At 66.2% G+C, this 26,432-nt stretch carries 26 protein-coding genes; 15 read left to right on the top strand and 11 right to left on the bottom strand.

Annotated features, from left to right (window positions below; translation table 11 throughout):
- Positions 1 to 7: 7 nt before the first annotated feature.
- From VH326_RS04245 to VH326_RS04235, 3 genes are read right to left on the bottom strand one after another with little or no spacing between them, the layout of a single operon-like run.
- The gene (locus tag VH326_RS04245; RefSeq protein ID WP_329630546.1) at positions 8 to 2,179 is read right to left on the bottom strand and encodes an RNA degradosome polyphosphate kinase; all 2,172 of its coding nucleotides are present in this window, start codon (positions 2,177 to 2,179) and stop codon (positions 8 to 10) included.
- The gene (locus VH326_RS04240; RefSeq protein ID WP_329630545.1) at positions 2,176 to 2,802 is read right to left on the bottom strand and encodes a chromosomal replication initiator DnaA; all 627 of its coding nucleotides are present in this window, start codon (positions 2,800 to 2,802) and stop codon (positions 2,176 to 2,178) included. Before VH326_RS04240 ends, VH326_RS04245 begins: the two co-directional genes overlap by 4 nt.
- Complete coding sequence (locus tag VH326_RS04235; RefSeq protein WP_329630544.1) at positions 2,799 to 4,040, bottom strand: heavy-metal-associated domain-containing protein; 1,242 nt, start codon at positions 4,038 to 4,040, stop codon at positions 2,799 to 2,801. Before VH326_RS04235 ends, VH326_RS04240 begins: the two co-directional genes overlap by 4 nt.
- Positions 4,041 to 4,105: 65 nt before the next feature.
- On the opposite strand from VH326_RS04235, the gene purM reads away from it, so the two are divergent.
- From purM to VH326_RS04215, 4 genes are all read left to right on the top strand, one after another.
- On the top strand, positions 4,106 to 5,212 hold the full coding sequence (purM, locus tag VH326_RS04230) for a phosphoribosylformylglycinamidine cyclo-ligase (protein ID WP_329630543.1): 1,107 nt from the start codon (positions 4,106 to 4,108) through the stop codon (positions 5,210 to 5,212).
- 84 nt (positions 5,213 to 5,296) lie between these two features.
- On the top strand, positions 5,297 to 5,851 hold the full coding sequence (purN, locus tag VH326_RS04225; RefSeq protein WP_329630542.1) for a phosphoribosylglycinamide formyltransferase: 555 nt from the start codon (positions 5,297 to 5,299) through the stop codon (positions 5,849 to 5,851).
- The gene (locus tag VH326_RS04220; protein WP_329630541.1) at positions 5,848 to 6,225 is read left to right on the top strand and encodes an MmcQ/YjbR family DNA-binding protein; all 378 of its coding nucleotides are present in this window, start codon (positions 5,848 to 5,850) and stop codon (positions 6,223 to 6,225) included. Before purN ends, VH326_RS04220 begins: the two co-directional genes overlap by 4 nt.
- Complete coding sequence (locus VH326_RS04215) at positions 6,222 to 6,848, top strand: hypothetical protein (protein ID WP_329630540.1); 627 nt, start codon at positions 6,222 to 6,224, stop codon at positions 6,846 to 6,848. The genes VH326_RS04220 and VH326_RS04215 overlap by 4 nt, the downstream gene beginning before the upstream one ends.
- 87 nt (positions 6,849 to 6,935) lie before the next feature.
- Here the strand turns inward: VH326_RS04215 and ndk are convergent, their stop codons facing one another.
- Positions 6,936 to 7,358 (bottom strand): nucleoside-diphosphate kinase, encoded by a 423-nt coding sequence (gene ndk / locus VH326_RS04210; protein WP_329630539.1) that lies wholly within the window; start codon positions 7,356 to 7,358, stop codon positions 6,936 to 6,938.
- A gap of 139 nt (positions 7,359 to 7,497) precedes the next feature.
- Here ndk and VH326_RS04205 point away from each other — a divergent pair, with 139 nt between their 5' ends.
- Positions 7,498 to 8,130, top strand: coding sequence for a hypothetical protein (locus tag VH326_RS04205; RefSeq protein ID WP_329630538.1), 633 nt, complete (start codon positions 7,498 to 7,500; stop codon positions 8,128 to 8,130).
- Here the strand turns inward: VH326_RS04205 and VH326_RS04200 are convergent.
- Positions 8,127 to 8,564: a DNA polymerase III subunit chi gene (locus tag VH326_RS04200; protein ID WP_329630537.1), complete on the bottom strand. Its 438-nt coding sequence runs from the start codon at positions 8,562 to 8,564 to the stop codon at positions 8,127 to 8,129. The genes VH326_RS04205 and VH326_RS04200 overlap by 4 nt on opposite strands.
- An 86-nt stretch (positions 8,565 to 8,650) precedes the next feature.
- A complete protein-coding gene (locus tag VH326_RS04195) occupies positions 8,651 to 10,105 on the bottom strand; it encodes a leucyl aminopeptidase (protein ID WP_329630536.1) in 1,455 nt (484 codons plus the stop codon).
- A gap of 203 nt (positions 10,106 to 10,308) precedes the next feature.
- On the opposite strand from VH326_RS04195, the gene VH326_RS04190 reads away from it, so the two are divergent.
- The 4 genes from VH326_RS04190 to rsmA all read left to right on the top strand — a co-directional run bounded on the left by VH326_RS04190 (position 10,309) and on the right by rsmA (position 15,774).
- Positions 10,309 to 12,513 (top strand): LPS-assembly protein LptD, encoded by a 2,205-nt coding sequence (locus tag VH326_RS04190; protein ID WP_329630790.1) that lies wholly within the window; start codon positions 10,309 to 10,311, stop codon positions 12,511 to 12,513.
- An 89-nt stretch (positions 12,514 to 12,602) separates the two neighbouring features.
- A complete protein-coding gene (locus VH326_RS04185) occupies positions 12,603 to 13,937 on the top strand; it encodes a peptidylprolyl isomerase (RefSeq protein WP_329630535.1) in 1,335 nt (444 codons plus the stop codon).
- 41 nt (positions 13,938 to 13,978) lie between these two features.
- Entirely contained in the window at positions 13,979 to 14,956 is a 978-nt protein-coding gene (gene pdxA / locus VH326_RS04180; RefSeq protein WP_414714251.1) for a 4-hydroxythreonine-4-phosphate dehydrogenase PdxA, read from the top strand.
- Positions 14,953 to 15,774: a 16S rRNA (adenine(1518)-N(6)/adenine(1519)-N(6))-dimethyltransferase RsmA gene (rsmA, locus tag VH326_RS04175; RefSeq protein WP_329630533.1), complete on the top strand. Its 822-nt coding sequence runs from the start codon at positions 14,953 to 14,955 to the stop codon at positions 15,772 to 15,774. Before pdxA ends, rsmA begins: the two co-directional genes overlap by 4 nt.
- Here rsmA and VH326_RS04170 read toward each other — a convergent pair whose 3' ends face one another.
- Genes VH326_RS04170 through guaB form a run of 3 tightly spaced genes read right to left on the bottom strand, consistent with a single transcriptional unit; the run spans position 15,775 to position 18,970 of the window.
- Positions 15,775 to 16,284: a tetratricopeptide repeat protein gene (locus VH326_RS04170; protein ID WP_329630532.1), complete on the bottom strand. Its 510-nt coding sequence runs from the start codon at positions 16,282 to 16,284 to the stop codon at positions 15,775 to 15,777.
- A 33-nt stretch (positions 16,285 to 16,317) separates the two neighbouring features.
- Positions 16,318 to 17,502 carry an RsmB/NOP family class I SAM-dependent RNA methyltransferase gene (locus tag VH326_RS04165; RefSeq protein WP_329630531.1) on the bottom strand — a complete coding sequence of 395 codons (1,185 nt, stop codon included), beginning with the start codon at positions 17,500 to 17,502 and terminating at the stop codon, positions 16,318 to 16,320.
- Between the two features lie 10 nt (positions 17,503 to 17,512).
- Entirely contained in the window at positions 17,513 to 18,970 is a 1,458-nt protein-coding gene (gene guaB / locus VH326_RS04160) for an IMP dehydrogenase (RefSeq protein ID WP_329630530.1), read from the bottom strand.
- A gap of 139 nt (positions 18,971 to 19,109) precedes the next feature.
- On the opposite strand from guaB, the gene VH326_RS04155 reads away from it, so the two are divergent.
- Positions 19,110 to 20,069, top strand: coding sequence for an SPFH domain-containing protein (locus VH326_RS04155; RefSeq protein ID WP_329630529.1), 960 nt, complete (start codon positions 19,110 to 19,112; stop codon positions 20,067 to 20,069).
- The gene (locus VH326_RS04150; RefSeq protein ID WP_329630528.1) at positions 20,066 to 20,518 is read left to right on the top strand and encodes an NfeD family protein; all 453 of its coding nucleotides are present in this window, start codon (positions 20,066 to 20,068) and stop codon (positions 20,516 to 20,518) included. Before VH326_RS04155 ends, VH326_RS04150 begins: the two co-directional genes overlap by 4 nt.
- Here the strand turns inward: VH326_RS04150 and VH326_RS04145 are convergent.
- Complete coding sequence (locus tag VH326_RS04145) at positions 20,515 to 20,832, bottom strand: hypothetical protein (RefSeq protein ID WP_329630527.1); 318 nt, start codon at positions 20,830 to 20,832, stop codon at positions 20,515 to 20,517. The genes VH326_RS04150 and VH326_RS04145 overlap by 4 nt on opposite strands.
- 224 nt (positions 20,833 to 21,056) lie before the next feature.
- Positions 21,057 to 22,667, bottom strand: coding sequence for a phosphoenolpyruvate carboxykinase (locus VH326_RS04140; RefSeq protein ID WP_329630526.1), 1,611 nt, complete (start codon positions 22,665 to 22,667; stop codon positions 21,057 to 21,059).
- 130 nt (positions 22,668 to 22,797) lie between these two features.
- Here VH326_RS04140 and VH326_RS04135 point away from each other — a divergent pair, with 130 nt between their 5' ends.
- The 4 genes from VH326_RS04135 to rapZ are packed head-to-tail and all read left to right on the top strand — an operon-like array spanning position 22,798 to position 26,426.
- A complete protein-coding gene (locus tag VH326_RS04135; protein ID WP_329630525.1) occupies positions 22,798 to 23,502 on the top strand; it encodes a response regulator transcription factor in 705 nt (234 codons plus the stop codon).
- Positions 23,471 to 25,069, top strand: a complete 1,599-nt coding sequence (locus tag VH326_RS04130; RefSeq protein WP_329630524.1) for a sensor histidine kinase — start codon at positions 23,471 to 23,473, stop codon at positions 25,067 to 25,069. Before VH326_RS04135 ends, VH326_RS04130 begins: the two co-directional genes overlap by 32 nt.
- A gap of 2 nt (positions 25,070 to 25,071) precedes the next feature.
- The gene (locus VH326_RS04125) at positions 25,072 to 25,509 is read left to right on the top strand and encodes an HPr kinase/phosphorylase (RefSeq protein ID WP_414714250.1); all 438 of its coding nucleotides are present in this window, start codon (positions 25,072 to 25,074) and stop codon (positions 25,507 to 25,509) included.
- Positions 25,506 to 26,426, top strand: coding sequence for an RNase adapter RapZ (gene rapZ, locus VH326_RS04120; protein ID WP_329630522.1), 921 nt, complete (start codon positions 25,506 to 25,508; stop codon positions 26,424 to 26,426). Before VH326_RS04125 ends, rapZ begins: the two co-directional genes overlap by 4 nt.
- Positions 26,427 to 26,432 lie beyond the last annotated feature (6 nt).

Here is a 26,432-nt window from a genome sequence, read left to right as displayed (position 1 = left end):
GCCGAGGCTAAAGCCGCCGCGCCAGCGACAATTTGGGCACCGCCTTGCCCTCCAGCGCCGCACCACGACCCGACAGCGACGGGTTGGTCATGAAATAGCGATGCAGATTGAACGGATGCTCGCCGGGTACGAGCCGTTCATATTCACTATCGGGACCAAGCACCCAGCTCTGCTCATTGTCCATCAGATTGGCGACCATCACTTGGTCGAGAATCTGGTCGTGGACGGTCGGGTTGAGGATCGGCAGCATATATTCGACCCGGCGGTCGAAATTGCGCGGCATCCAGTCGGCCGAGGAAATGAAGATCTTCGCGCCGTCGTTGGGCAACGCCTTACCGTTGCCGAAGCACCAGATGCGGCTGTGCTCCAGGAAGCGGCCGATGATCGATTTGACTCGGATGTTCTCGGACATGCCGGGCACGCTTGGGCGAAGGCAGCAAATGCCGCGGATGATGAGGTCGATCTCGACTCCGGCATTCGACGCTTCGTAGAGCTTTTCGATGATCGCGGGATCGACCACCGAGTTCATCTTCGCCCAGATTGCGCCTGGCTTTCCCTCGTTGGCGTTGGCGATCTCGGCATCGATCAGCGCGCTCAGCCGAGTCCGCATGTCGCGCGGGCTGATCCCCACATATTTGAGCGCGGGTTCGACATAGCCGGTGACGTAGTTGAAGATCTGCGCGGCGTCGCGGCCGAGGTCGGGGTCGGCGGTGAAGAAGCTCAAGTCGGTGTAGATGCGCGCGGTGACAGGGTGATAATTCCCCGTCCCGAAATGGCAGTAGGCCTTGTACTCGCCGCCCTCTCGCCGGACGACCATCGAGACCTTGGCGTGAGTCTTCCAGTCGAAGAAACCGTATACGACCTGGACGCCGGCCCGTTCGAGCGCCGAGGCCCAGAGCAGGTTCTGCTCCTCGTCGAACCGCGCCTTCAACTCGACCACTGCGGTCACCGACTTGCCCGATTCAGCCGCGGCGATCAGCGCGTTGATTACCGCCGATTGCTTGCCGGCGCGGTACAGCGTCTGCTTGATTGCGACCACGTCGGGGTCGGCGGCGGCTTGCTTGAGGAATTCGACCACCACTTCGAACGTCTCGTAGGGGTGGTGGACGACGATGTCCTTGGCCTTGATCGCAGCGAAACAATCGCCGCCGAATTCGCGGATCCGCTCGGGAAAGCGCGGCGCAAACGGCACGAATTTCAAGTCGGGGCGGTTCTCGTCGATGATCGCTTCGAGGTCGTGGATGCCCAGGAACGAGCCGCTTTCGGTGACCGAAGCGTCACCGCCGGCAAGCTCGTCGCGCAGCACCGCGCCGAGCGCTTCAGGCATTCCCGATTCGAGCGCGAGCCGGATCACCCTACCCCGCCGCCGCCGCTTGATGGCGTTGGCGAAGTAGCGGACCAGATCCTCGGCCTCTTCCTCGATCTCGATGTCGCTGTCGCGCAGCACGCGAAACTCGGCGGCGCCGGCGACCGCGTAGCCGGGAAAGACGATCCAGGAGAAGCGTTTGACCAGTGATTCGACCGCGACATAGCGCGCCGGTTCGCCCGGCAGCCGTACGAACCGGGCCATCGGCGCGGGTAACATCACCAGTTCGCGCACTTCCTCGCCATCCGACGCGCGGACGAGGTCAAAGATCACCGCCAGCCCCTTGTTGGGCATGAACGGGAACGGGTGCGCCGGGTCAAGCGCCTGCGGGGTCAGGATCGGGAATATCTGTTCGCGGAAATGGTTTTCGAGCCACGCCGCCTCGTCGGGGGTCACTGCGTCGTCGATCTGGCGCGATCCGAGCACGTGCACGCCGGCCGCGGCGAGATCGCGGCGCAAGTCCTGCCAGATCCGCCGCTGGTCCTCGACCAGCGCGTCGGCGCTGGCGATGATCGCGGCAAGCTGCTCGCGGGTGGTCATCCCGTCGGTCGAGCGCCGGTCGACGTCCTGCTTCTGCTGGCCCATCAGCCCGGCGACGCGGACCATGAAGAATTCGTCGAGGTTCGAGCCCGAGATCGAGAGGAAGCGCAAGCGTTCGAGCAAGGGATGCGCCGCGTTGCACGCTTCCTCGAGCACGCGGCGGTTGAACGCCAGCCAACTCAGCTCGCGGTTGAAATAGCGATCGCCATGCTCGCCGCGCTCGAACGGGTCGTCGGACGCGGACAGGCGGGCGAGGTGAGCTGGGCGAGTCATGCGGTCTCGTCGGTGTGCGGCAGCGCGATGATTCCCGCCGCCGCCAATGTGGCCCGCGCGCGCGGGATCGACAAGCGCTTACGGTGCTCGAGCACGTCCTGATCGAGCACATCGACGGCGCGTTCGACCGCGACGAAATTGCGCTCCAGCCGAGCGATCAGCCAGTCGATCAGGTCGGGCCGCGCATCGAGGTGGCGGCGCAGGAACTGGCGTTCGAGCAACGATCGCATCAGCGCATCGTCGGGAGCACCGATCTGCGCAACCGGGCTGGCCGCCAACCGCGAGCGCAGGTCGGGCAGCGACACGCGCCATTCGGGCGGCGCGCTCTCGGCGATGAACAATTGCGGGCGGTGCGCGGCTTGGGCCTCGTTCCAGGCGTGGAACAGCTCCTTGTCGGGGCGCCGGTCGGCATCGTCGATGAAACTGCCGCCGCTGCGGCTGGCGAACACGCGCGCAAGCACGCTGCGCCCCGATTTGCGCGGGCCCACCAATAACGCAGTCATCACCGGCCAAGTCGCCCAGCGTTCGAGCAAGTGAAATGCGTGCGCATTCGACGGGGTTACCAGGAACTCGTTGTCGCCGGGGCCCGGCGGCCACGCCAGCGGCAGGCCGAGCTGGCTCATCCGCCGGTCGAGTCGTCCGCGCGACGGATGCGCAGCGTGTTGCCGCTCCGCGCGGCGGCAAACCCGCGCGACTGGAGCGACGCGCGTAGCACTTCGGGATCGCCTCCATACGTCACACGCATCACCGATACACCGCCGATCGCCATGCTCGTCGTGGTCGCGCTGCCGACGCCTGGCGTCCCGCGCACCGCCGCTTCGATCGACGACACCGAGGCTGCGGTCGGGGTGTCGAACTGGATCGTGAGCGCGCTCGCCGCCGCGGTCGACGTCGCGGGCGTATCGCTGATCACGACGCCGGTTTCGGTCGGCACATCGGTCGGGGTCGGCGTCGGCGTCGGGGTCGCCATCGGCGGCGCGATATAGGCGAGACTCGGATCACTCTGCAGCCCGCCGTTCCTGAGCGCCTCCTGATAGATCGTGTCGAGCCGCTTGACCCCCGCGTCGAGCAAGGCGGCGAGCCCGTCCTCGCTTTCGACGCGCAAGCTGAACCGCGCGAGCAGAGCGTCGTCGGGGCCGTGCCGCGCCTCGAAGGTGCCGATGATCGGCCCACCCGGCCATTGCCGCGCCAACGTCACCACCGGTACCAGGATGTCGGAGGCGGCATATTGGTCGAGCACGCTGCGCCACCAGCCGCGGTCGCGACGACCCGCCTGCCCTTCGTTGAGCAATAGCGAATCGGGGCCGGTACCCGACGGGCGGACATAGTCGACCGTGCTGTCGCCGATGCGGAAGCGGCCCCAAGCCTCGTCCCAGGCAGTCTTCTGCTCGTATGCGACGCCGACCCCGCCCGACCATTGCACCGGGATCAGCAGCATCGGCGACGAGCGTGCGTCCTCCCCGCCGATGCCGAGCATGCCGCCAATCTTGGCGCGGCTGAACAGCACGCCGAGCTTCGCGATATAGCGGTTGGGACCGATCTGCTCGTTCTGGATGACGATCCCGGTGACCATCGAATCGAGCGTCGAATCCGACGGCACGCCGCCGCCCGCGCCCATCTTCTTGGCCAGCATCGCATACCCCTTGCGCTGCGCGAGCCGCCATCCGGCGAAGCGCGCCGCATCGGCGGTCGCGCCGCTGACGTCGACATCGACGCCATCGATCTCGTAGCTGCCCGAGCTGTCGATCGGCTCGTTGGTGTCGATCGTATCGGTCGATTGCGCCGCCACCATACCGGCGGCGCCTGCGAGCATCAGGGCCGCGGCGATCGCGGAGACGTGGAATAAACGAGCGCGGCGCATGTCGGGCGCCCTTTTGGCGAAGAGCCCGTGGAAATCCAAGCGCGATATGTCTAACGCGCCAGGGCATGAGCGAAGATGCCCCCCGCGCCGGCCCCTACACCTATGCCGATGCGGGCGTCTCGATCGCGGCGGGGAACGCGCTGGTGCGTGCCATCGGCCCGCTCGCCAAGGCGACGCGGCGGCCGGGCGCGGATGCCGATCTCGGCGGGTTCGGGGGGTTCTTCGACCTCAAGGCGGCGGGCTTCGTCGATCCGTTGCTGGTGGCCGCCAACGACGGCGTCGGCACCAAGCTCAAGCTCGCCATCGACAGCGGGCGGCACGACGGGGTCGGGGTCGACCTGGTCGCGATGTGCGTCAACGACTTGATCGTGCAAGGGGCCGAGCCTTTGTTCTTCCTCGATTATTACGCGACCGCGAAGCTCGACAATGCCGTCGCGACGCGCGTCGTCGCCGGGATCGCCGAAGGATGCAGCATCGCCGGCTGCGCGCTGATCGGCGGCGAGACCGCGGAAATGCCGGGCATGTATGCCGAGGGCGATTACGACCTCGCCGGGTTCTGCGTCGGCGCGGTCGAGCGCGATCGCGTGCTGACGGGGGAGGATATCACGCCGGGCGACGTGGTCCTGGGGCTCGCCTCGTCGGGGGTGCATTCGAACGGCTATTCGCTGGTGCGACGGCTGGCGACCGATAAAGGCTGGAAGCTCGACCGTCCGGCGCTGTTCGATCCGGATACATTGCTGATCGACGCGCTGATGGCGCCGACGCGGATCTACGTGAAGAGCCTTCTGCCGCTGATCGCCGAGGGGCGGATCAAAGGTCTCGCGCATATCACCGGCGGCGGATTGCTCGAGAACATTCCGCGCGTGCTGCCCGACGGCGTGCATGCCCGGGTCGACGCCGACGCCTGGGAGCAGCCGCGGCTGATGGCGTTCCTCCAGGCACAGGGTGCGATCGAGCCCGAGGAAATGGCGCGGACGTTCAATTGCGGGGTTGGCATGGCCGTGGTGGTTGCGGCGGAAGATGCAGATGGGGTCGCCGCCGCCCTAGACGCGGCGGGCGAAAGCGCGTTCGGGATCGGCGAGATTGTGGCGGGCAAGCGCGGCTGCACCGTATTCGGCTCGACCGAAACTTGGAGCGCACGTGCGGACTGGTCGGCCACTCACGATGCCTAGCTTTAGCGCCTCCCCGGCGAAGGCCGGGGCCCACTTGCGACCGGCCCGATACTGTACCCCGGCCTTCGCCGGGCAAGCGTACTAATGAAAAAGGTCGGCATCCTGATTTCGGGCCGAGGCTCGAACATGATGGCGCTCGTCGAGGCTGCGGGCGACGCCTACGAGGTCGTGGTGGTCGCTTCCGACAAGCCAGAAGCGCCCGGTCTCGCCTGGGCGCGCGAGCGAGGCATTCCGACCTTCGCGCTTTCGCCGAAGGGCATCGGCAAACCCGTATACGAAGCTGCGCTCAGCGCCGCATTGCGTGAAGCTGGCGCCGAGATCGTCGCCCTTGCCGGGTATATGCGCCTGCTCTCGAACGAATTCGTCGCCGAATGGCGTGGGCGGATCGTCAACATCCACCCTTCGCTCCTGCCCGCCTATAAAGGTCTCGACACGCACCACCGCGCGATCGACGCCGGCGATGCGGAGGCGGGCTGCTCGGTTCACATCGTCACCGAGGAGCTCGACGCCGGCGAGGTGCTTGGCCAGGCGCGCGTGCCGATCCTCCCGGGAGACGACGCCGACACGCTCGCCGCGCGCGTGCTGGCGGAAGAGCATCGCCTTTATCCGCGGGTTCTGGCAGAATTCGCCGCGCGATGAGCCCCGATTTTCAAACCGACCTCGCCCGCGTCCGCGCGATCTGCATGGCCTATCCCGAAGCCGCCGAGAAACTCTCGCACGGCTCGCCCGCCTTCTACATCGCCCAGGGCAAGGTCTATGCCTATGTCTGGCACAACCATCATAACGACGGGCACAGCGCGGTGATGGTCAAGACGTCGGGCCGCGAGGAACAGGCGATGCTGGTCGAAATGGACCCCGATTTCTATCACATCCCGCCCTATCTCGGCCCATCGGGCTGGGTGGGCATGGCGCTCAACGGCGACGCCACCGACTGGCAGCGGATCGAGGACCGGATCGCGATCAGCTGGGAAATGGTCGCGCCGCGCCGTTTGCTCGAGGCTGGCGGCCGATGAGCGACGATCCCGATATCCAGACCGCGGCGACCGAAGCCGTCGCGAAGGCCGAGGCCGCCGCGACTCGCCGCCGCTGGATCAACCTCGGCGAGTTCGTCGCGGTCGCCGGGCTGCTGATCGCCGCGGTCAGCCTGTGGATGACCTGGCACGACCGCAAGGCTGACGAAGCCGACAAGCAAGCTGAAAAGACTGCCGAGACTCGCGACAAGGCGCGATACGAGGTCCGCTCATCGGTGCGCCACAACGATATCGTCATCACCGCTGATGACCGCCACGTGCTCGGCGACATCGAAGTGACCTTCCCGAGCGACCTCGGCGTGTCGCCGCAGAGCAACGCGACGCAGACGATCAAGGGCCGCTGGTATGAGAGCGCGCTGTTGAAGGCGACCGACGGCGGCGCGGACAGGCAGACCGGCAAGCTGCCGGTGCTGCTGACGGTCCATTACATGGACGACGACAAGCCGCTGTCGACCACCGGGGTGTTCGATATCGTGTGGAAGACCGACGGCCGGGTGCCGCTGCTCGGCCGCGCGCTGCACATCGTCGGCATGCGCTTGCACGAACGCGGCGGATCGCAAGCGCGGATCGATGCGCTGTGGAAGGCGGGGCGACCCGCCTCATAACGTCATCCCGGCGGAGGCCGGGATCGCTGGCGGCTTAAAGTCGCTAATCACTGGCGGCCCCGGCCTTCGCCGGGGCGACGTGATTGTTTAGCCGACGATCTCTTCGGGCTGGAAGAAGTAAGCGATCTCGATCGCGGCATTCTCATCCGAATCCGACCCGTGCACCGAGTTTGCCTCGATCGATTCGGCCAGTTCCTTGCGGATCGTGCCGGGCTCGGCATTCGCCGGGTTGGTCGCGCCCATCACGTCGCGATTGCGCTTCACCGCGTCCTCGCCCTCAAGCACCTGGACCACGACGGGCCCCGAGATCATGAACGCGACGAGATCGCCGAAGAACGGGCGCTCCTTGTGCACCGCGTAAAAACCCTCGGCCTGCTCGCGAGTCATCTGGATCCGCTTCGACGCGACGACGCGCAGGCCGGCTTCCTCCAGCAACTTGGTGACCGCGCCGGTCAGGTTGCGGCGCGTGGCATCGGGCTTGATGATCGAAAACGTGCGGTTGGCGGCCATGGCGGTCGCTCGCTCCTTTGATTGGGGATTGTGGAAAGTTCGCGGTGCCGTAATCATCCTTCCCCGATGTTGCAAGCAGGGGGATGCGATGGCTCGTTGGCCCGCATTGCGGCAAAAGCAGCGCGACTTTCTCCGAGAGATGATCATCATCATCCTCGGCGTGCTGATCGCATTACTAATCAATGCGCTCGCAGATTGGATTGGCTGGAAATATCGCGTCGCCACGACCGAGACTCGCATCGCTAACCAGATGATCCGAGATCAAGCGACGTTGTTGGATATGGTCGACTGGCAACATTGTACCGATGCGGTGCTCACCGATCTCGACGCCGTGTTGATCGATGCCCGTAAAAACGGTCGGCTTCCCGACATTGGTGTTATCGAACGACCCGACTTTCGTGCGTTGACCGACGCTACGTGGCAAACGACGATCGACAACAATGTCGCCGCTCATATGACCGACGACGATGCCGAGCGCTATGCGCGCTACTACGCGGCGATCGGCAAACTGACCGACACCGAATGGGAATTTGCCCGGCAGGCGACGGTACTCGATGCGCTGATTCACGCGCCCGGCGACATTGCCGTGGAGCGCATCGACGCCGCGCGGAGCACCATCGCGCAATTGCGACTGCTGATTCAGGCGAACAGTTTCAAAATTCACCAGGCATTCTCTCAAATGCCTCCGATCGATTCGAGCGATTCACGCGCCACACCGAAACGATGCAGACCGCTAATGATCGACCTCAAGCCTTATGTGAAACGCGACTAGGCGGCCTGTTCCCATTTGCCGCGGTCGTCCTGTTTCCAATAGCGACGCTCGACCTCGGGGCGATCCAGCGCCTTCCACGCCGCGCGCGCTTCAGCGATCCGTTCGGCATCGAAGAAGTGGAACGCGCGGTCGAAAGTTAGTGCTTCGTCGCGCCATCGGCCGTCGATCAACGCGATGTTGCCCGCGGCGTCGGCCGGTTCCGCTTCGGCGCCGATCAGAACCGGCTGTGCGGCATCGTCTTCGCCGCCGGCGCAGGCGTGAGGCAGGAAGCTTTCCGGCGAATAGCTCCACAGCAGCCGGTCGATCGCGCCGCGCTGCGCCTCGTCGTCGCTGACGATCAGCAATCGCCCCCCCGTCGAAACAACCTTCTCCGCAATCTGCGGGAGCGCGCGTTCGAGCGGAGTGACGGTCAGGTGATAGAAGTCGATCTGCATCGTTCCTTTCGTCGCCCCGGCGCTAGGCCGGGGGCCGCCGAGTGAATCAGTAAAACAGGGCGGCCCCGGCCTTCGCCGGGGTGACGCTACGCTTCGAAGTTATCCGCAACAAACCGGTCGAGCAGACGCACGCCGAACCCGGTCGCGCCCTTGTCGTAGGTGCTTCCGGGCTTGTCAGCCCAGACCATCCCGGCGATGTCGAGATGCGCCCATTTCACGCCGCTTTCGATGAAGCGTCCGATGAACTGCGCCGCGGTAATCGATCCGGCGCCGCGCGGGCCGACGTTCTTCATGTCGGCGATCGGCGAGTCGATCAGCTTGTTGTATGCATCCGAGATCGGGAAGCGCCACAGCAAGTCGCCCGACGCCTTGCCCGCCGCGAGCAACTGATCGGCAAGGCCGTCGTCGTTCGAGAACAACCCCGCATGCTCGTTGCCGAGCGCGATGATCATTGCGCCGGTCAGCGTCGCCAAATCGACGATCGACTTGACGTGGTGCGTCCGCTGAACCCAGGTGACGCAATCGCACAGCACCAGCCGACCCTCGGCATCGGTGTTGAGCACTTCGATCGTCTGTCCCGACATGCTGGTCAGGATGTCGCTGGGGCGGATCGCGTTGCCGTCGGGCATGTTTTCGACGAGTCCGCACACGCCGATCACGTTGGCTTTGGCCTTACGCGTCGCAAGCGCCTTCATCGCGCCAACCACCGCGCCGGCGCCGCCCATGTCCCACTTCATGTCTTCCATGCCGGCACCGGGCTTCAACGAGATGCCGCCGGTGTCGAAGGTCACGCCCTTGCCGACCAAAGCGACATCGGGGTCACCCACCCCCTTCCCGCTCCACTTGAGTGCGAGCAGCCGCCCTTCGCGGCGCGATCCTTGCGCGACGCCGAGCAGCGCCCCCATGCCGAGCTCGCTCATTTCCTTGGGACCAAGAACGATGATCTCGAGCCCGAGCCCCTCGACATCGGCGGTGACGCGGTTGACGAAGCTCGCCGGGTAGATGACGTTGGGCGGTTCCGACACGAGCGTGCGGGTAAGGTCCATGCCCGCATTCACCGCGTTCTGCTTGCCCCAGGCAGCGTCCGTGCCGTCGGGCGCGCCGGCAATCGTCACCATCGCCAGTTGCGGCTTCTGCTTCTCGGGGAGCTTGGTGCGATACGTGTCGATCCGCCAGCCGCGCTGCGCGATCGCGCCGGCAAAGCGCGCCGCTGCAGCCGCACTGGGCGACGCGCCGGACAGATCCACCGCGGCGCTGGTGGCATTGGTCAGCAGGCGCGCGGCGACCGCGCCGCCAGCCTTTTCCCAATCGGCCTCGGTGCCCTCACCCGCCCCGACCAGTAGCACGCGTTGGACCGAATCGCCGCCCACGAATGCCTCGACGATCCCGCCCGCTTCGCCATCGAACTTTCCCGCGGCGGCAGCGGCCGCGAGCGTCGCCTTGCCGTCGCGGCCATTGATAGCCGCGTCGAGACCGCCCTTGGCGACAGGGACGGCCAGGGCATCGGCGGCGGGGGCAGTGGCGGCGAATTCGATCTTCATGAAAGGCAAACCTCAATCAATTTGCGCCAAATGGGCGCTGGACGCATCCCTCTAGGCCGCTATTGCGCGGGCTGCAAAGCGCCGATTGCGGTCTGGCGATGGCGATGCGATACGGATTGCGGGCCCGGTCCGAACGGGCATGTCACTCACGAAAAGGGTGTTTGGTGAACTTCACGCGTTCCGCTTTCTTGGCCGGCTCCGCGATGCTGTTCGCGCTCGCGCAGGCCCAACCGGCAGCGGCACAGGATCTCCAGGATCGACAGGCAAGCCCACCCCCTCCGGCCGAAACTGCAGCTCCCGCCGATCCCGACCAGGTGCAATTCTCCGCCGCTACGCTCGAATACGATCAGGATGCGGACACCGTCACCGCAAGCGGCGACGTCCGCATGTACCGCCAGGGCGACAAGCTTCGCGCCGATCAAGTGGTGTGGAACCGCAAGACGGGCAAGGTCGTCGCCACCGGCAACATCGCGGTCACCAACCCGCAGGGCGACGTCGCCTATGGCGACAAGATTGAGCTGACCGATTCGCTCAAGGACGGCGTGGTCGACAACATGCTCGTCGTGCTCGACCAGGGCGGGCGGTTGGCGGCGGTCAAGGGCGTGCGCGACAAGGACGGCGTGATCACGCTGCGCCAGGCGGCCTATACGCCGTGCGCGGTCACCAATTCGAGCGGCTGCCCGAAAAACCCGTCGTGGAAGATCACCGCTGTAAAGGTGGTCTATCGCCCCGATCGCAAGCGCATCTATTATACCGGCGCGCGGTTCAACCTGTTCGGCTTTGCGACGATCCCGCTGCCCAAATTGTCGAATCCGGTCGGCGACGGCGCGGACAGTGGATTGCTCAGCCCCGATATTCGCTACAGCCGCACCAACGGTTTCGAGGTCGCGCTGCCCTATTACTTTCGGCTCGCGCCCAATCGCGGGCTGACGGTCACGCCGCACGTCTATACCAGCGTCGCGCCGATGGCGCAGGCACAGTATGAGGCGCTCACCGGGAACGGCGCGTACAAGGTGACCGGCTACGCCACGGTGTCGCCACGCAGCGACTTTCTGGCGACGACGCCGACTTCCACCAAGAGCGCGTTCCGCGGTTATCTCGATGGCGTCGCGCGATTTCAGTTCGATCCCTATTGGTCGCTCTCGAGCTCGATCCGGTTGACCACCGACCGCACCTTCCTGCGTCGCTACGACATTTCGAGCGACGACCGGCTGCGCTCCACCGTCAGTCTCGAACGGATCGACCCGAACACCTATTTCGGCGTGACAGGCTGGTTCGTGCAGACGCTGCGGCTCGGCGACCGTCAGGGGCTCCAGCCGATCGCGCTTCCCGAAATCGACTATCGCCGCCGCATCGACGATGTTCTGGCGGGGCGGCTGCAGTTGCAGGTCAACACCCTCGGCATCACTCGAACCAGCGGACAGGATACGCAGCGCGCCTTCGCCAGCGCGCAATGGGATCTGCGGCGAATCACGCCTTGGGGCCAGGAAGTGACGCTGACCGCCTATGCGCGCGGCGATGTCTATAACGCCAGCGACACGGTCGCGACTACCGTCGCCAGCTATCGCGGCGAAAGCGGGGTTCACGCGCGAGCGATCGGTGCGCTCGCGCTCGACATCAAATGGCCACTCATTGGCGAGTTCCTGGGCGGGATGCAGCGGCTGACCCCGCGCTTCCAGATCGTCGCCTCCCCGCCCACCCGCAATTTGCTCGTCCCCAACGAGGACGCGCGCGCGGTCGATCTCGAGGATTCGAACCTGTTCGCGCTCAACCGCTTCCCGGGCTACGACCGCTGGGAGGATTCGACCCGCTTCACGATCGGCGTCGATTACGCGCTCGACCTGCCGGGCATCGCGATCAACGCGACGATCGGCGAAAGCTATCGGTTATCGAGCAAGCCGACGATCTTCCCCGACGGCACCGGACTGACCGATCGTTGGTCGGACATTGTCGGACGGACCGAGGTGCGGATCCGCGACTTCGTCTCGGTTGTGCACCGCTACCGGCTCGACAAGGACAATTTCGCGATCCGCCGTAACGAGATCGATGCGACGGTGGGTACCAAGCGCACCTACATCCTGCTTGGCTACCTGAGGCTCAACCGCAACATCTCCACGACACTGGAGGATCTGCGCGACCGTGAGGAAGCACGGGTTGGCGCGCGCGTCGGGTTCGCGCGGTTCTGGTCGATCTTCGGGTCGGCGACGGTTGACCTGACCGACAGGAACGAGGATCCGCTGTCGATCTCCGACGGTTTCGATCCCGTCCGGCACCGCCTCGGCGTGCAATATGAAGACGACTGCCTGCGGCTCGGCCTGACCTGGCGGCGCGACTACCAGACCACCGGCGACGCACGCCGCGGCAACAGCTTCCTGTTGACGCTGGCGTTCAAGAATTTGGGCCGCTAAGCAGAGGTTCATCCGACATTGGGCAAGCGCGCGGGGAATTGGGCGTGCCCGCGTGTTCATGGGGTTTTGACTTGGTAACATTTTTTTCGATGTCGACGCGCATTGCTCGCGCTCTTGCCGGTACCGCGATGGTGGGGCTTGCCGGGGCCGCGCTGGCACAGACGGTTCCAGACTCCACGGTGCCCCAGACGGGGCTCGATATTCCCGAGAATTTGCAGATTTTCGGCAAGGTCGATCCCAACGTCCGCAAGGCGACAGCGATCGTCAACGGCACCGTGATCACCGGCACCGACGTCGATCAGCGCGTGGCGCTGATCGTCGCCGCCAACCAGTACAACCTCAAGCCGGAGGAGATGCAACAGCTTCGCCTGACCGTGCTGCGCGGGCTGATCGACGAGGCGTTGGAGATCCAGGAAGCCAAGGCACACGAGGTGACGGTCAAGTCGGACGAGCTCGACCAGGCGATGGTCAAGGTCGCGCAGAATTTCGGCAAGACGCCCGCCGATTTTGGCCCGTTCCTGCGCTCGATCGGATCATCGTTGCGGTCGGTGCGCATGCAGATCGAAGGCGAACTGGCATGGCAGCGCTATTTGCGCCGCACGGTCGAGGTCAACGTCAGCGACGAGGAAGTGAAAGCGATACTCGCGCGGATGCAAGCGTCGAAGGGTACCGACGAATATCATCTGCGCGAAATCTACATGTCGGCGCCGCCCGAACGCGCAGCCGCTGTCGCAGCCGCGTTGCGCCAGGCGATGGAAGACATGAAGACCGGCAAGGCGCCGTTCGATTATTATTCGAAGACGCTGGGCGAATCGACCATCGCGGCGTCGGGAGGCGAGCTCGGCTGGGTCCGTTCCGACGTGCTGCCGACCGAACTCGCCACCGCGGCGGGCGAAATGCAGGTCGGGCAGATGGCCGGTCCGATCCCGAACTCGGGCGGGTTTTCGGTGCTCTACCTGGAAGACAAGCGCAAGGTGCTCGAGGCGGATCCGCGCAGCGCTCGCCTCAACCTCAAGCAAATGAAGATCGCATTTCCCGCCGGCACGACGCAGGAACAGGCGCAGGAACGCGCGGCGGCCTTCGCCAAGACCGTGCAGGGCATCAACGGCTGCGGGACCGTCAGCAAAATCGCGGCGGATATCGGCGCCGAGGTGGTCGACAACGACACGCTGACGATCCGCGACCTGCCGGCCGCGTTGCAGGACATGGTGCTCAACATGCAGGTCGGGCAGGCCACCCCGCCGTTCGGTTCGCCGAACGAAGGCGTGAGCACGCTGGTCCTGTGCGGCCGTGATGAGGCGAGGGGCGGAAGCCTTCCCTCTGCGGCGCAAATACAGAATCAGATGGAGGAGCAAGGGGTCAACCTGCGGGCTGCCAAGATCCTGCGCGACCTGCGCCGCGACGCGGTGATTCAGTATCGCTGAGGGCGGTTGATGTGAGCACTCTCCCTCCGCTGGCGATCGCGATGGGCGATCCCGCAGGGATCGGCCCGGAGATCATCGCCAAGGCGTGGGCGCGCCGCCAGGAAGCAAGACTGTCGCCCTTTTTCGCCGCCGGAGACGCGCGCGCGATCAAGCAGGTATGGGATGGCCCGATCGTGCCGATCACGGCGCCGGGCGACACCGAAGCCGTTTTCGACGAAGCGCTGCCCGTACTGACGGTCGAGAATGCCGGCGCCATCGTCCCCGGCCGACCCGATCTGGACGGCGCACGTTGCGCGCTTCACGCTTTGGAGCTGACGACCGGGCTGACGCGATCCGGCGCCGCCGGAGCGCTCGTCACAGGACCGGTGTCGAAGGCGCAGATGTATCAGATCGGTTTCACTTACCCGGGCCAGACCGAGTTCGTCGCCGAACGAGTTGGGGTGGCAGCTAGCGCGACGGTGATGATGCTTGCTGGCCCGACACTGCGCGTGGTGCCGGTGACGACTCACGTCCCGCTAGAACGCGTCGCGGGGCTGCTCACCACGGCATTGTTGATCGCCAAGGCGCGGGTGACGGCGCGTGCGCTGGTGCGCGATTTCGGGATCGCCAGTCCCCGGCTGGCGTTCGCCGGGCTCAATCCGCACGCCGGCGAGCAAGGCGCGATCGGGCGGCAGGAAATCGACGTCATCATCCCGGCGGTCGAGGCGCTTCAGGCCGAGGGGATCGACGCGACCGGGCCGATGGCCGCCGACACGATGTTTCATGCCCGCGCCCGCGCCACCTATGACGCGGCGATCTGTTGCTATCACGACCAGGCGCTGGTGCCGCTCAAGACGCTGCATTTCGACGAAGGGGTCAACATCACGCTCGGGCTGCCGATCGTGCGCACCTCGCCTGATCACGGCACCGCATTCGGGATAGCCGGACAAGATCGTGCCGAGCCGGGGGCGATGATCGCGGCGATCCGTCTTGCTGCGGAAGCGGCGCGCCGTCGCGCAGACGCCGCCCAATCGGCGTGAGCGGACAGGACCTTCCGCCGCTCCGGGAAGTCATCGCGCGGCACGGCCTGTCGGCGTCGAAGGCGCTGGGGCAGAATTTCCTGTTCGACGGACAGCTGCTCGCGCGGATCGCAGCTATTCCGGGCGATCTCGATGGTGCGGAGGTGCTCGAGGTCGGCCCTGGCCCCGGCGGCTTGACGCGCGCGTTGCTCGCCGCGGGCGCGAGCGTGACGGCAATCGAACGCGACCGCCGCTGCATTGCCCCGCTCACCGAACTCGGCGCCGCCTACCCGGGGAAGCTCCGGGTGATCGAGGACGACGCTTTAGCCATCAACGCGCCCGCGCTGTTCGCCGGCCGGCCGCATATCGTTGCGAACCTGCCATACAATGTCGGCACCGCTTTGCTAGTGCGCTGGCTGTCGGCCGATTGGCTGCCGTGGTGGCAGAGCCTGACCTTGATGTTCCAGCGCGAGGTCGCCGAACGGATCGTCGCCGCGCCGGGGGATGACGCCTATGGCCGCCTGTCGGTGCTCGCGCAGTGGCGGTCGAGTGCGAAGATCGCGATGAATGTCCACCGATCGGCCTTCACCCCACCGCCCAAGGTGATGTCGGCGGTGGTGCATATCGCGCCGATCGCCGCCCCCATTGGCGTGTCGTTCGCGGTGCTCGAACGGCTCACCGGCGCCGCGTTCGGGCAGCGGCGCAAGATGTTGCGGCAGAGCTTGAAGGGCGTAGCGGGCGCGCTCGACGCGCTCGCCGCGGTTGGGATCGACCCGGCGCAGCGTGCCGAGACGGTGTCGGTGGCGGAGTTTGTCGCGCTAGCGCGCGCGCTATCCTGATTATTTCGACGCGTCGGCGGTTTCGGGAACCGTGGCCGGCGGCGTTGCGCTCGGCGGCGGTCCCTTGGCAATCGACGCGCTGAGCGACACCGCGTCCGGGCAAGGCTTCTTGCCGCACAATGTCTTGATCTTGGCGAGGTTCTCGCGCGCGGGGCCGATTGCGCCCTTGGCGACCAGCGCTTCACCCTGCCCGCGCAACGCGGCGGGATCGTTGGGTTCGATCAGCAAGGCTTCGCGATAGAGGCGAATTGCCTTGCCCGGCAGACCCTGGCGTTCCGCGACCGCGGCAAGCTCCAGAAATGCGGCGCGGTTACGCGGATCGACCACAAGCGCCGTCTCGATCAAGTCGGTCGCGCCTTGCAAGTTACCCGCCGCCGCATCGGCACGCCCCTGCGCGAGCAAAGCCATCGACCGCGGATCGACGGGCGCGCCGACACCCTGCCCCTGCAGCGAGGTCGAAATGCTCAGCCCCGCAAACACGACGGCAAGAGCGGCGGGCGAAAAACGCATGATCGTCTCCACACGAGGCACAGTGTCAGCCGGCTAGCATGCGCGGATCAGGCGTGCGACAAAAAAGCCATCGGTAGCGTCGTGGAGCGGGGTGAGCCGTTTGCCCTGTCCGCGGGGTCGCCCTTGCGCAATCGGTTCCTCGACGCCCCAGCCGGGATGATCGACAAGGAAGCGGTCGATCTGCCCCGCCCCTTCCTCGTCGAGCAGCGAACAGACGATATAGACGAGCGCGCCACCGGGGCGCACCAGCGGCGCCGCGATGCCGAGCAGACGGCGTTGCGTGTCGACCAATCGTTCGATCCGCGTCGGGGTCAGCCGCCAGCGCGCCTCCGGATTGCGGCGCCAGGTGCCGGTGCCCGAGCAGGGCGCGTCGATCAGCACGACGTCGGCGCGGTCGCGCCAGTCCGCCAGCGCCTCGGCCTCGGCATTGGGATTGAGTAGCCGGGTCTCGATAATCGAGGCACCGGCGCGTTCGGCGCGCGGCGGGAGCCGCGACAGGCGGCCGCGGTCGGTGTCGGTTGCGAGCACGACGCCCGCGTTCGCCATCATAGCCGCCAGCGCGAGCGACTTGCCGCCCGCGCCCGCGCAGAGATCGATCACCGTCACGCCGGGCGCGGCCTTCGCGGCGAGCGTCACCACCTGGCTGCCGGCGTCCTGCACCTCGACCAGCCCATCGCGAAACGCTTCGCTTGCTTCGATCGAAGTGCCGGACGGCAGCCGAAGGGCTTGCGGGAGATCGGCAAGGCGTTCCGCGCCGAGATCGCCAAACAGCGTAGCGGGGTCGGCACACTTGAGCAGGTTCACCCGCAGATCGAGTGGCGCGCGTTCGACCAAAGCAGCGGCCTCCGCAGCATCGATGCCCGACGCCTTGAAGCGCTTGCCGATCCAGGCGGGTGCAGTCCCTGCCTTCGCTGCCGGCTCGTCCGCAGCGATCGGCGCCGGCCCGTGCGGCGATCCATCGAACATCGCCGCGACCGCGCTGTCGTCGCGCGCTAACCCGACCATCGCCGCGCGCCCCCTCTCGGGCACTTCGCCGGCGCGGCGGATGGCGGCGTAGACCAGTTCGCGCACCGCCCGACGGTCCTTCGATCCTGCATAGCGCCGCGCCGCGAAATAGCGCGCGATCAGCGTATCGGCCGCAGCGCCCCCGCCGCGCGCGGCTTCGATCACCTGGTCGAGAATTTCGATCGCGGCTTGCGTGCGCGCGCCTGGAGTCACCGTCGGCTCGTCATCGGCTGGGGTAGTTCGGGGCTTCGCGCGTGATCGTCACGTCGTGAACATGGCTCTCATTGAGCCCCGCCCCGGTGATCTGAACGAACCGCGCGCGCTGGCGCAGATCGTCGAGCGTGCGCGATCCGGTATAACCCATCGCCGCGCGAATGCCGCCGACGAGCTGGTGGATGACGTCGCGCGCCGGGCCCTTGAATGCGACCTGGCCTTCGATCCCCTCTGGCACCAGCTTCATCTGATCCTTGATGTCGCCCTGGAAATAGCGGTCGGCGGAGCCGCGGCCCATTGCGCCGACCGACCCCATGCCGCGATACGATTTGTACGCCCGGCCCTGATACAGGAACGTCTCGCCAGGCGCTTCCTCGGTGCCCGCGAGCAGCGACCCGATCATGCAGGTCGAAGCGCCCGCCGCCAACGCCTTCGCCATATCGCCCGAGGTGCGGATGCCGCCGTCGGCGATCACCGGCACGCCCGATTTGGCGGCTTCTTCGGCACAGTCGATCACCGCGGTCAGCTGTGGCACGCCGACCCCGGCCACCACGCGGGTGGTGCAGATCGACCCCGGACCGATTCCGACCTTGATACCATCGGCGCCCGCACCGATCAGCGCCTTGGCCGCTTCGGCGGTGGCGATGTTGCCGGCGATCACCTGAGCCGAATTGCTGAGCTTCTTTACCCGCTCGACCGCGCGCGCAACGTCGCGGTTATGGCCATGCGCAGTGTCGATCACGATCAGGTCGACCTCGGCATCGACCAGCGCCGCGGTGCGATCATAGCCCTTGTCGCCGACGGTCGTCGCCGCCGCAACCCGAAGCCGGCCAGTCGAATCCTTTGTCGCGTCGGGATAATTGACCGCTTTCTCGATATCCTTGACGGTGATCAGCCCGACGCAGCGATAGTCTTCGTCGACCACCAGCAATTTCTCGATCCGCCGCTGATGGAGCAGCAACCGCGCCTGCTCGTGGCCGACGCCGACGGCCGCCGTGGCGAGGTTCTCGCTCGTCATCAGTTCGCTGACCGGCTGCTTCGGGTTACCGGCGAAGCGAACGTCGCGGTTGGTCAGGATGCCGACCAGCTTCCCATTCTTCTCGGTCACCGGAATGCCGCTGATCTTGTGGTGCGTCATTAGCGCTTGCGCTTCAGCCAGCGTCGCGGTCGGGGCGATCGTAATGGGATTCACCACCATGCCGCTTTCGTAGCGCTTGACCGCGCGCACCGCCGCGACTTGCTCGTCGACCGACAAATTGCGGTGGAGCACGCCGATCCCGCCCAATTGGGCCATGACGATCGCCATGTCCGCTTCGGTCACGGTGTCCATCGCCGACGACACGATCGGGATCGACAGCGCGATGTCGCGAGTCAGCCGCGTGTGGGTCTGCGCCTCGCTCGGCAGCACTTCGGATTCCGCCGGCACCAGCAGAACGTCGTCGAAGGTCAGGCCGAGCCGGATGTCCATGAAAGCGCCAATCCCTCGAATCGCAGGTTGGCGAGCCATGTAACCAACACCTGTGCACCGCGCCAGCTTCGTGTCGCATTTCGCTATAACGCCGCGCGGGTTCTGCTAGGATATGCCCATATATCTCGGGGGAGTTTTCATGGGTCTCGTCATCGCCGCGCTCGTCGCGTTCATCGTGCTGATCTACCTGCTCAGCAGCGTGAAGGTCGTGCGTCAGGGTTACCAATACACGGTCGAGCGCTTCGGCAAGTTCACCAATGTTGCGCAACCCGGTCTGACCATCATCGTCCCGTTCTTCGACCGCATCGGCCGGCGCGTGAACATGATGGAGCAAGTGCTCGACATTCCGGGGCAGGAGATCATTACCAAGGACAATGCGATGGTCGCCGTCGACGGCGTCGTGTTCTTCCAGGTGCTCGACGCCGCCAAGGCCGCGTACGAGGTCAGCGACCTGTACGTTGCGATCATGCAGCTGGCGACGACCAATCTGCGCACCGTGATGGGGTCTATGGACCTCGACGAACTGCTGTCGAAGCGCGACGAGATCAACGCGCGATTGCTGTCCGTCGTCGACCACGCCACCGAGGCGTGGGGCGTCAAGATCACGCGCGTCGAATTGAAGGACATCCGGCCCCCCGCCGACATCGTCAACGCGATGACTCGCCAGATGAAGGCAGAGCGCGAGAAGCGCGCGACGATCCTCGAATCGGAAGCAGCGCGTCAGAACGAGATCAATCGCGCCGAAGGCTTGAAGCAGGCGCAGATCCTCGAGGCGGAGGGCCGCAAGGAAGCCGCGTTCCGCGACGCCGAGGCGCGCGAGCGTTCCGCGCAGGCGGAGGCCGCAGCGACCAAGATGGTGTCCGACGCGATCGAAGGCGGTAGTACCCAGGCGATCAACTATTTCATCGCCCAGAAATATGTCGAGGCGATCGGCATGTTTGCCACCTCGCCCAATGCCAAGACTATCCTGTTCCCGGTCGAAGCGACGCAGCTAATGGGCACGCTGGGCGGGATCGGCGAGCTCGCCAAGGAAGCGCTGGGCGATGCGGCGCGGCCGTCGGGCGCCGGATCGGTGCCCTCGACTAGGGGGCAACAATGAATCTGTTCGGCATCGACTTCAGCGTCGGCGCGCTGTGGCTGGTTGCGGCTTTGGTGCTGGCGATCATGGAGCTGATCGCCCCCGGCTTCTTCCTGATCTTCGTCGCGGCGGGCGCGGCGGTGACGGGGTTGGTCGTGCTGGCGGGGCCGGACCTCCACGTGATCGTCCAGGCGCTGCTATTTGCCGCGTTTAGCGGCGTCGCGGTCGCGACCGGGCGGCGCTGGTATCATCGCAGCCCGTCGACTGCCGGCTCGCACGGGCTGAACGACCGCACCGCCAAGCTGATCGGGCGGATCGTCGAGGTGTCGGAGCCGATCGTCGGCGGCGAAGGCCGGGTTCGCGTCGGGGACGGTGCCTGGACCGCCAAGGGCTTCGACATGCCCGCCGGCGCGCAGGTGCGGATCGTTGGTGCCGCGGGCAACGTGTTGCTGGTCGAGCCGCTGATCTAGTTACCGCCGAACAGCCCGCCGGTGAGCCCGCTCAGCTTGCCCATGATCCCGCCCGCGTCTCCGCCGAGCAGTCCCGACAGATGACCAAGCGCGCCTTCGCCACCGAGATGACCGACGATCTGGTCGAGAATCCCCGAATCGAGTCCGGTCGATGCAGCCGCGCTATCGACGGTGCTGCCCGGTTCCGGATGCGCCTTGACGAGCGCGGCGACGGCCGCTTCGGCTTGCTCGGGCGTGATCCCAACCTTTGCGGCCATGTTCTTGATATCGAGGTTCGAATTGACCTGGCCGAGAATGCCATCGAGGATCGACATGAGTTCCCTTTCGTTGCGCGCGTTCGACGATAAGCCGAACCGGCGCCGCTAGGAAGCGCGATCGGGTGCTGCCTAGCGGAGGTCGGGTGAGGGGTCGAGCGAGGCGAAGCCTCGCGCCGAGCTGCGCTCGGCTCACCCCTCACCCAGCTCCGACTAAGTCTTTGCTGCGCAAAGACCAAGTCTGCGCAACCCTCTCCCCCTCCGGGGAGAGGGACAATGGTGAATTACGCGGTGGCGGCGGCGCGGGGGGCGCATTGTCGCACCCCCTCGTCCACATGGTCCGCGAATTGCGCGAAATTCTCGACGAACAGGTCGACCAGCCGGGCCGCCGCGGTGTCGTACTCGGCCTTGTCCGTCCAGGTTTCGCGTGGATCGAGGATCGCGCTGTCGACGCCGGGCACCGCGACGGGCACTTGGAAGCCGAAGTTCGGATCTGTGCGGAACTCGGCACTGTTGAGGCTGCCGTCGAGCGCGGCGTTGAGCAGCGCGCGAGTCGCCTTAATCGGCATGCGATTGCCGACGCCATATTTGCCGCCGGTCCAGCCCGTGTTGACGAGCCAGCAATCGACCCCGCCCTTGGCGATCCGCTCCTTGAGCAGATTGCCGTAGACCGAGGGATGCCGCGGCATGAACGGTGCGCCGAAGCAGGTCGAGAAGGTCGCGTCGGGCTCGGTCACGCCGATCTCGGTCCCTGCGACCTTCGCCGTATAGCCGGACAGGAAATGGTACATCGCCTGGTCGGGGGTGAGCTTGGCAATCGGCGGGAGCACGCCGTACGCGTCGGCGGTCAGCATCACGACGTTGCTGGGCGCCGGGCCCATATTCTCGGCGCTCGAATTGGGGATGAAGTCGATCGGGTAGGCGCCACGGCTATTCTCCGCGAGCGTGTGATCGTCGAGATCGAGCACGCGAGTCACCGGGTCCATCACGACATTTTCGAGCACGGTGCCGAAGCGCTTGGTGGTGGCGAAGATTTCGGGCTCGGCTTCTTCCGACAGGCGGATCATCTTGGCGTAGCAGCCGCCTTCGAAATTGAACACGGCGTCGTCGGACCAGCCATGCTCGTCGTCGCCGATCAGCGTGCGGCTGGCATCGGCGCTGAGTGTGGTCTTGCCGGTGCCCGACAGCCCGAAGAACACCGCGGTGTTGGTGCCGTCATGCGCCATGTTCGCGGAGCAGTGCATCGGCATCACGCCGGTAGGCGGGAGCAAATAGTTGAGCAGCCCGAACACCGACTTCTTCATCTCGCCGGCGTAGCGCGTGCCGCCGATCAGGATCAGCTTCTCGGTGAAATTGACTGCGATCACGGTCTCGGTGCGCGTGCCATGTTTTGCGGGATCGGCGCGGAAGCTCGGCAGGTCGATGATCGTATATTCGGGAACGAAGCCCTTGAGTTCGTGCGCCGCTGGGCGAACCAGCATCGTGCGGATGAACAGATTGTGCCACGCCATCTCGGCCACGACGCGGACCCGAACGCGGTACTCCGGCTGCGACCCACCAAACAGGTCCTGGATATAGAGGTCTTCGCGATCGCGCAGCGCGGCCATGAAGTCGTGCTTGAGCGCCGCGAAATGCTCCGGGCTCATCGCCTTGTTCGACTTGCCCCACCACACGGTGTCCTCGGTCTCGGCGTCGCGGACGGTGAACTTGTCCTGCGCCGAGCGGCCGGTGTGCGGGCCCGTTTCGACGACCAGCGGCCCGTCGGCGCTAAGCTTGCCCTCGCCGCGCCGCACCGCCGCGTCCACCAGCCGCGCGGTCACCAGGTTCCAGTGGAGATCGGCCCTCGTCTCGATACCCTGCGATTCGAGGCCGGCGTCCGGAATACGCTCGCTCACTATGTCAGTCCTCTGCCTAAGGATTGCCGCGCATGGCAATGCGGCCATTGGCGGCGCGCATATCCGCCGGGCCGTGCCGCGTCAAACCGGCCATTGAGCGCTTGGCGGCTTTGCACTAACCCCGTAAGCCATGACCGCAACGATCGCGCTCGTCGACGACGATCGCAACATCCTGACCTCGGTGTCGATCGCGCTCCAGGCGGAGGGGTTCCTGACCCGAGTCTATTCGGATGGCGAGACCGCGCTGAAGGCGTTGGTCGACAATCCGCCCGACCTCGCGATCTTCGACGTCAAGATGCCGCGGATGGACGGCCTCGAGCTGCTCCGCCGCCTGCGCGAGAAGAACCAGGTCCCGGTGATCTTCCTGACCAGCAAGGACGACGAGCTCGACGAGGCGCTGGGGCTCGCGATGGGTGCTGACGATTACATCGCCAAGCCGTTCAGCCAGCGCCTGCTGATCGCCCGCATCCGCGCGATCCTGCGCCGCACCGATCTCGCGCAGGCAGCGCCGGGCGACGAAACGATCGCGGAAACGTTGATCGACCGCGGACGGCTGCAGATGGACCCGGCGCGGCATCGCGTGACCTGGGGCGGCGACAACGTCACGCTGACGGTCACCGAATTCCTGATCCTGGAGGCGCTGGCGCAGCGGCCGGGGGTCGTGAAGACGCGCAATCAACTGATGGATGCCGCCTACCACGACGACATCTATGTCGATGATCGGACGATCGACAGCCACATCAAGCGAGTCCGCCGCAAATTCCGCGAAGTCGATACCGACTTCGACGCTATCGAAACGCTGTATGGCGCCGGCTATCGCTTCTCCGAGGAATGACGCCGACCGCATCGATGACGGTGCCGGCCGCGATCTGTCGCTGCGCTGGTCCGGGCGCATTTCACTCACCACGCGTATCCTGGCGCTTAACATCTTTGCGCTGGCACTGCTCGCCGGGGGGTTCTTCTACCTCGATTCGTATCGCAGCCGAATCCTCGACAGCCGTAGCGCGCAGGCCAGCCGCGAAGCGCGGCTGATCGCGGTCGCGATCGGCGCGGCCGCGCCCGATCATCGCAATGCGCTGACGCTGCGGCTGGCGCGCGATACGGGCACGCGCATTCGCCTGTTCGCCGCCGACGGCAAGCTGACCGGCGACACCCGCGCGATGGGCCTCCGCAACGTGCTGTTGCTCGACCCGACCACGCAGGATTGGCAGCAACAGATTGCGCGCTTTCTCGACGCGATGATCGATACCGTGGTCGGCGCGCCGCGTGCGCCGCTCTATCGCGAGCGTCAGGCGGGCAGCGAATGGCCCGACGTCCGCACCGCGCGGACGACGCAGGCAGCACCCGCGACGGTGTGGCGCGCGCCGGATCGCACGCCGGTCATCACCGCCGCCGCCGCGCTCGGCGACGGCGAGGTGGTGATGACGACGGTCAACGCGCGCGACATCACCCAAACGGTGCGCAGCGAGCGCTTTCGGCTGAGCGTCGTGCTGGCGATCGTCAGCCTCGTCTCGATCTTCCTCTCGCTGTTCCTCGCGCGAACCATCGTCCGCCCGTTGCGACGGCTGGCGCGCGCCGCGGTGCGCGTGCGGCTGGGGCGTGCGCGCGAAGTGGTGGTGCCCCGCCTCCCCTCGCGCCGCGACGAGATCGGCAGCCTGGCGCGCGCGCTGAGCGACATGAGCCAGGCGTTGCGCGCGCGGATCGACGCCACCGAAGCGTTCGCCGCCGATGTCGCCCACGAGATGAAGAACCCGCTCGCTTCGATGCGGTCGGCACTCGAAAGCCTGGGTTCGGTCAAGGATCCGGCGCTGCAAGAGCGCTTGCTCGCGATTCTGCGCGACGACGTCCACCGGCTCGACCGGCTGATCACCGACATCGCCGAAGCGTCGCGGCTCGATGCCCAGCTCAGCCGTGCCAAGTTCGATGCGGTCGACGTGGCGGCGATCGTCGCGGGGCTGATCGCGCAACGCGATGCGCGGGGGGTCGAGCGCGGCGTGCGATTCCGCTTCGACGACCGCGCGCACGACCGGTTGGTGATGGGCGAAGGCGCGCGCCTGGAGCGCGTGTTCGAAAATCTGTTCGACAACGCGATGTCGTTTTCCCCTGACAACGGCTTGATCGTGGTCGGCGCCACGATCGAGGACGGCGAATTGGTCGTGCGAGTCGAGGACGAAGGCCCGGGCGTACCCGCCGAGGCACGCGAATCGGTGTTCGCCCGGTTCCAGTCGGCGCGCCCCGAAAGCGAAGCATTCGGCAAGCATTCGGGGCTCGGTCTCGCGATTGCGCGGACCATCGTCGAGGGGCATCAGGGAACCATCGTGGCGGAATCGCGGGAGGATCGCTTGAGCGGCGCGCGTTTCGTGGTCCGCCTGCCGCTCGCGCCTCGCCGGACGGGAGGCTGACCATCGCCGGCGATCCACCATTCGAGACGCTTCACGTGTCGACCGTCGCGATCGGCGATCGTGCGGTGCTGATCGCGGGCGAGGCGGGTGCCGGAAAGTCCGACCTCGCGTTGCGGCTGATCGATCGCGGCGCGATTCTGGTCAGCGACGACTACACCCGCCTCCGCGCTGTGAACGGCGCGTTGGTCGCTTCGCCGCCCGATACGATCGCCGGCAAGATCGAGGTGCGCGGATTGGGTATCGTCACGCTTCCCCATGTCGCCGAAAGTCGCGTAGCGTTGCTCGTCGAACTGTCGGGGGATGTCGAGCGCATGCCGGAACGCGGGGAAACTCGCCGGATCGCCGGAATCGACGTGCCGATGGTCGCGATCGACCCGCAGCCGGCGTCGGCGCCGATCAAGGTCGAACTGGCGCTGGCAAGATTGACGGAGCAGGCATGACCGAAGCCAAGGAAATCCTGCTCGTCACCGGGCTGTCGGGCGCGGGGAAGTCGACGGTGCTTCGCACGCTCGAGGATCTCGGCTGGGAAACGGTCGACAATCTGCCGCTGCGCTTGCTCGACCGGCTGCTCGGCTCGCCGCCGGCGGAAGGCGCCGAAGACGGCCAACGCCCGCTCGCGCTCGGGATCGACGCGCGGACTCGTGACTTCGACCCGGAGCGCATCGTCAAACGGATCAAGCGCCTGCGCGACGATCACGGATATGATATCGGAACATTGTTCCTCGATTGCAGCGGCGCCGAGCTCGAGCGGCGCTATTCGGAGACACGGCGGCGCCACCCGCTCGCGCTCGACCGCCCCGCCAGCGACGGCATCGCGCGCGAACGCGAACTGCTCGCGCCGCTTCGGCGCTGGGCGAACCGGTTGATCGACACCACCGACCTTTCCGCAAACGAGCTGGCGCAGCAGGTTCGCGAGACGTTCGGTGGCGAAGGGCTTGGCGAGCCGACGCTTGCCGTCATGTCCTTCGGGTTCGCACGCGGCGTGCCGCGCAACGCCGATCTGGTGTTCGACATGCGATTCCTGCGCAACCCGCACTGGGACGAAGCGCTGCGGCCGGGCACGGGGCTCGACCCGGATGTGGCGGCGTACGTCGCGGCCGACCCGGCCTATGAAGCAGCCATCCGCCAGATCGAAGACCTGCTGATCCTGCTGCTCCCACGTTACCGCGCCGAGGGCAAAGCCTATGTGACGATCGCGTTCGGCTGTACCGGCGGGAGACATCGATCGGTCCATGTCGCCGACCGCGTCGCTCGGCGGTTGCACGACGCAGGGTTTTCGCCCACGGTCGCGCATCGTGATCTTGGCGCGGCGCCGCAAGACTCGCTGGAGGGTGCGCCGCGGAGTGGTTTGGGATAATAAGCA

Source organism: Sphingomonas sp., from assembly GCF_036269755.1.
Taxonomy (GTDB): domain Bacteria; phylum Pseudomonadota; class Alphaproteobacteria; order Sphingomonadales; family Sphingomonadaceae; genus Sphingomonas.
This window is presented reverse-complemented; position numbering and strand designations above follow the sequence as displayed.

Bases quoted from the DNA above. Each gene is read 5' to 3' on its own strand.
- VH326_RS04145 (WP_329630527.1), bottom strand. From the start codon at position 20,832: ATGTCGATCCTCGATGGCATTCTCGGCCAGGTCAATTCGAACCTCGAT.
- VH326_RS04215 (WP_329630540.1), top strand. From the start codon at position 6,222: ATGAGCGACGATCCCGATATCCAGACCGCGGCGACCGAAGCCGTCGCG.
- VH326_RS04150 (WP_329630528.1), top strand. From the start codon at position 20,066: ATGAATCTGTTCGGCATCGACTTCAGCGTCGGCGCGCTGTGGCTGGTT.
- VH326_RS04205 (WP_329630538.1), top strand. From the start codon at position 7,498: ATGATCATCATCATCCTCGGCGTGCTGATCGCATTACTAATCAATGCG.
- VH326_RS04235 (WP_329630544.1), bottom strand. From the start codon at position 4,040: ATGCGCCGCGCTCGTTTATTCCACGTCTCCGCGATCGCCGCGGCCCTG.
- VH326_RS04240 (WP_329630545.1), bottom strand. From the start codon at position 2,802: ATGAGCCAGCTCGGCCTGCCGCTGGCGTGGCCGCCGGGCCCCGGCGAC.
- purM (WP_329630543.1), top strand. From the start codon at position 4,106: ATGAGCGAAGATGCCCCCCGCGCCGGCCCCTACACCTATGCCGATGCG.
- VH326_RS04195 (WP_329630536.1), bottom strand. From the start codon at position 10,105: ATGAAGATCGAATTCGCCGCCACTGCCCCCGCCGCCGATGCCCTGGCC.
- VH326_RS04135 (WP_329630525.1), top strand. From the start codon at position 22,798: ATGACCGCAACGATCGCGCTCGTCGACGACGATCGCAACATCCTGACC.
- rapZ (WP_329630522.1), top strand. From the start codon at position 25,506: ATGACCGAAGCCAAGGAAATCCTGCTCGTCACCGGGCTGTCGGGCGCG.
- VH326_RS04200 (WP_329630537.1), bottom strand. From the start codon at position 8,564: ATGCAGATCGACTTCTATCACCTGACCGTCACTCCGCTCGAACGCGCG.
- VH326_RS04185 (WP_329630535.1), top strand. From the start codon at position 12,603: ATGTCGACGCGCATTGCTCGCGCTCTTGCCGGTACCGCGATGGTGGGG.
- guaB (WP_329630530.1), bottom strand. From the start codon at position 18,970: ATGGACATCCGGCTCGGCCTGACCTTCGACGACGTTCTGCTGGTGCCG.
- pdxA (WP_414714251.1), top strand. From the start codon at position 13,979: ATGGGCGATCCCGCAGGGATCGGCCCGGAGATCATCGCCAAGGCGTGG.
- VH326_RS04220 (WP_329630541.1), top strand. From the start codon at position 5,848: ATGAGCCCCGATTTTCAAACCGACCTCGCCCGCGTCCGCGCGATCTGC.
- VH326_RS04190 (WP_329630790.1), top strand. From the start codon at position 10,309: ATGCTGTTCGCGCTCGCGCAGGCCCAACCGGCAGCGGCACAGGATCTC.
- VH326_RS04155 (WP_329630529.1), top strand. From the start codon at position 19,110: ATGGGTCTCGTCATCGCCGCGCTCGTCGCGTTCATCGTGCTGATCTAC.
- VH326_RS04170 (WP_329630532.1), bottom strand. From the start codon at position 16,284: ATGCGTTTTTCGCCCGCCGCTCTTGCCGTCGTGTTTGCGGGGCTGAGC.
- ndk (WP_329630539.1), bottom strand. From the start codon at position 7,358: ATGGCCGCCAACCGCACGTTTTCGATCATCAAGCCCGATGCCACGCGC.
- VH326_RS04130 (WP_329630524.1), top strand. From the start codon at position 23,471: ATGGCGCCGGCTATCGCTTCTCCGAGGAATGACGCCGACCGCATCGAT.
- VH326_RS04245 (WP_329630546.1), bottom strand. From the start codon at position 2,179: ATGACTCGCCCAGCTCACCTCGCCCGCCTGTCCGCGTCCGACGACCCG.
- purN (WP_329630542.1), top strand. From the start codon at position 5,297: ATGAAAAAGGTCGGCATCCTGATTTCGGGCCGAGGCTCGAACATGATG.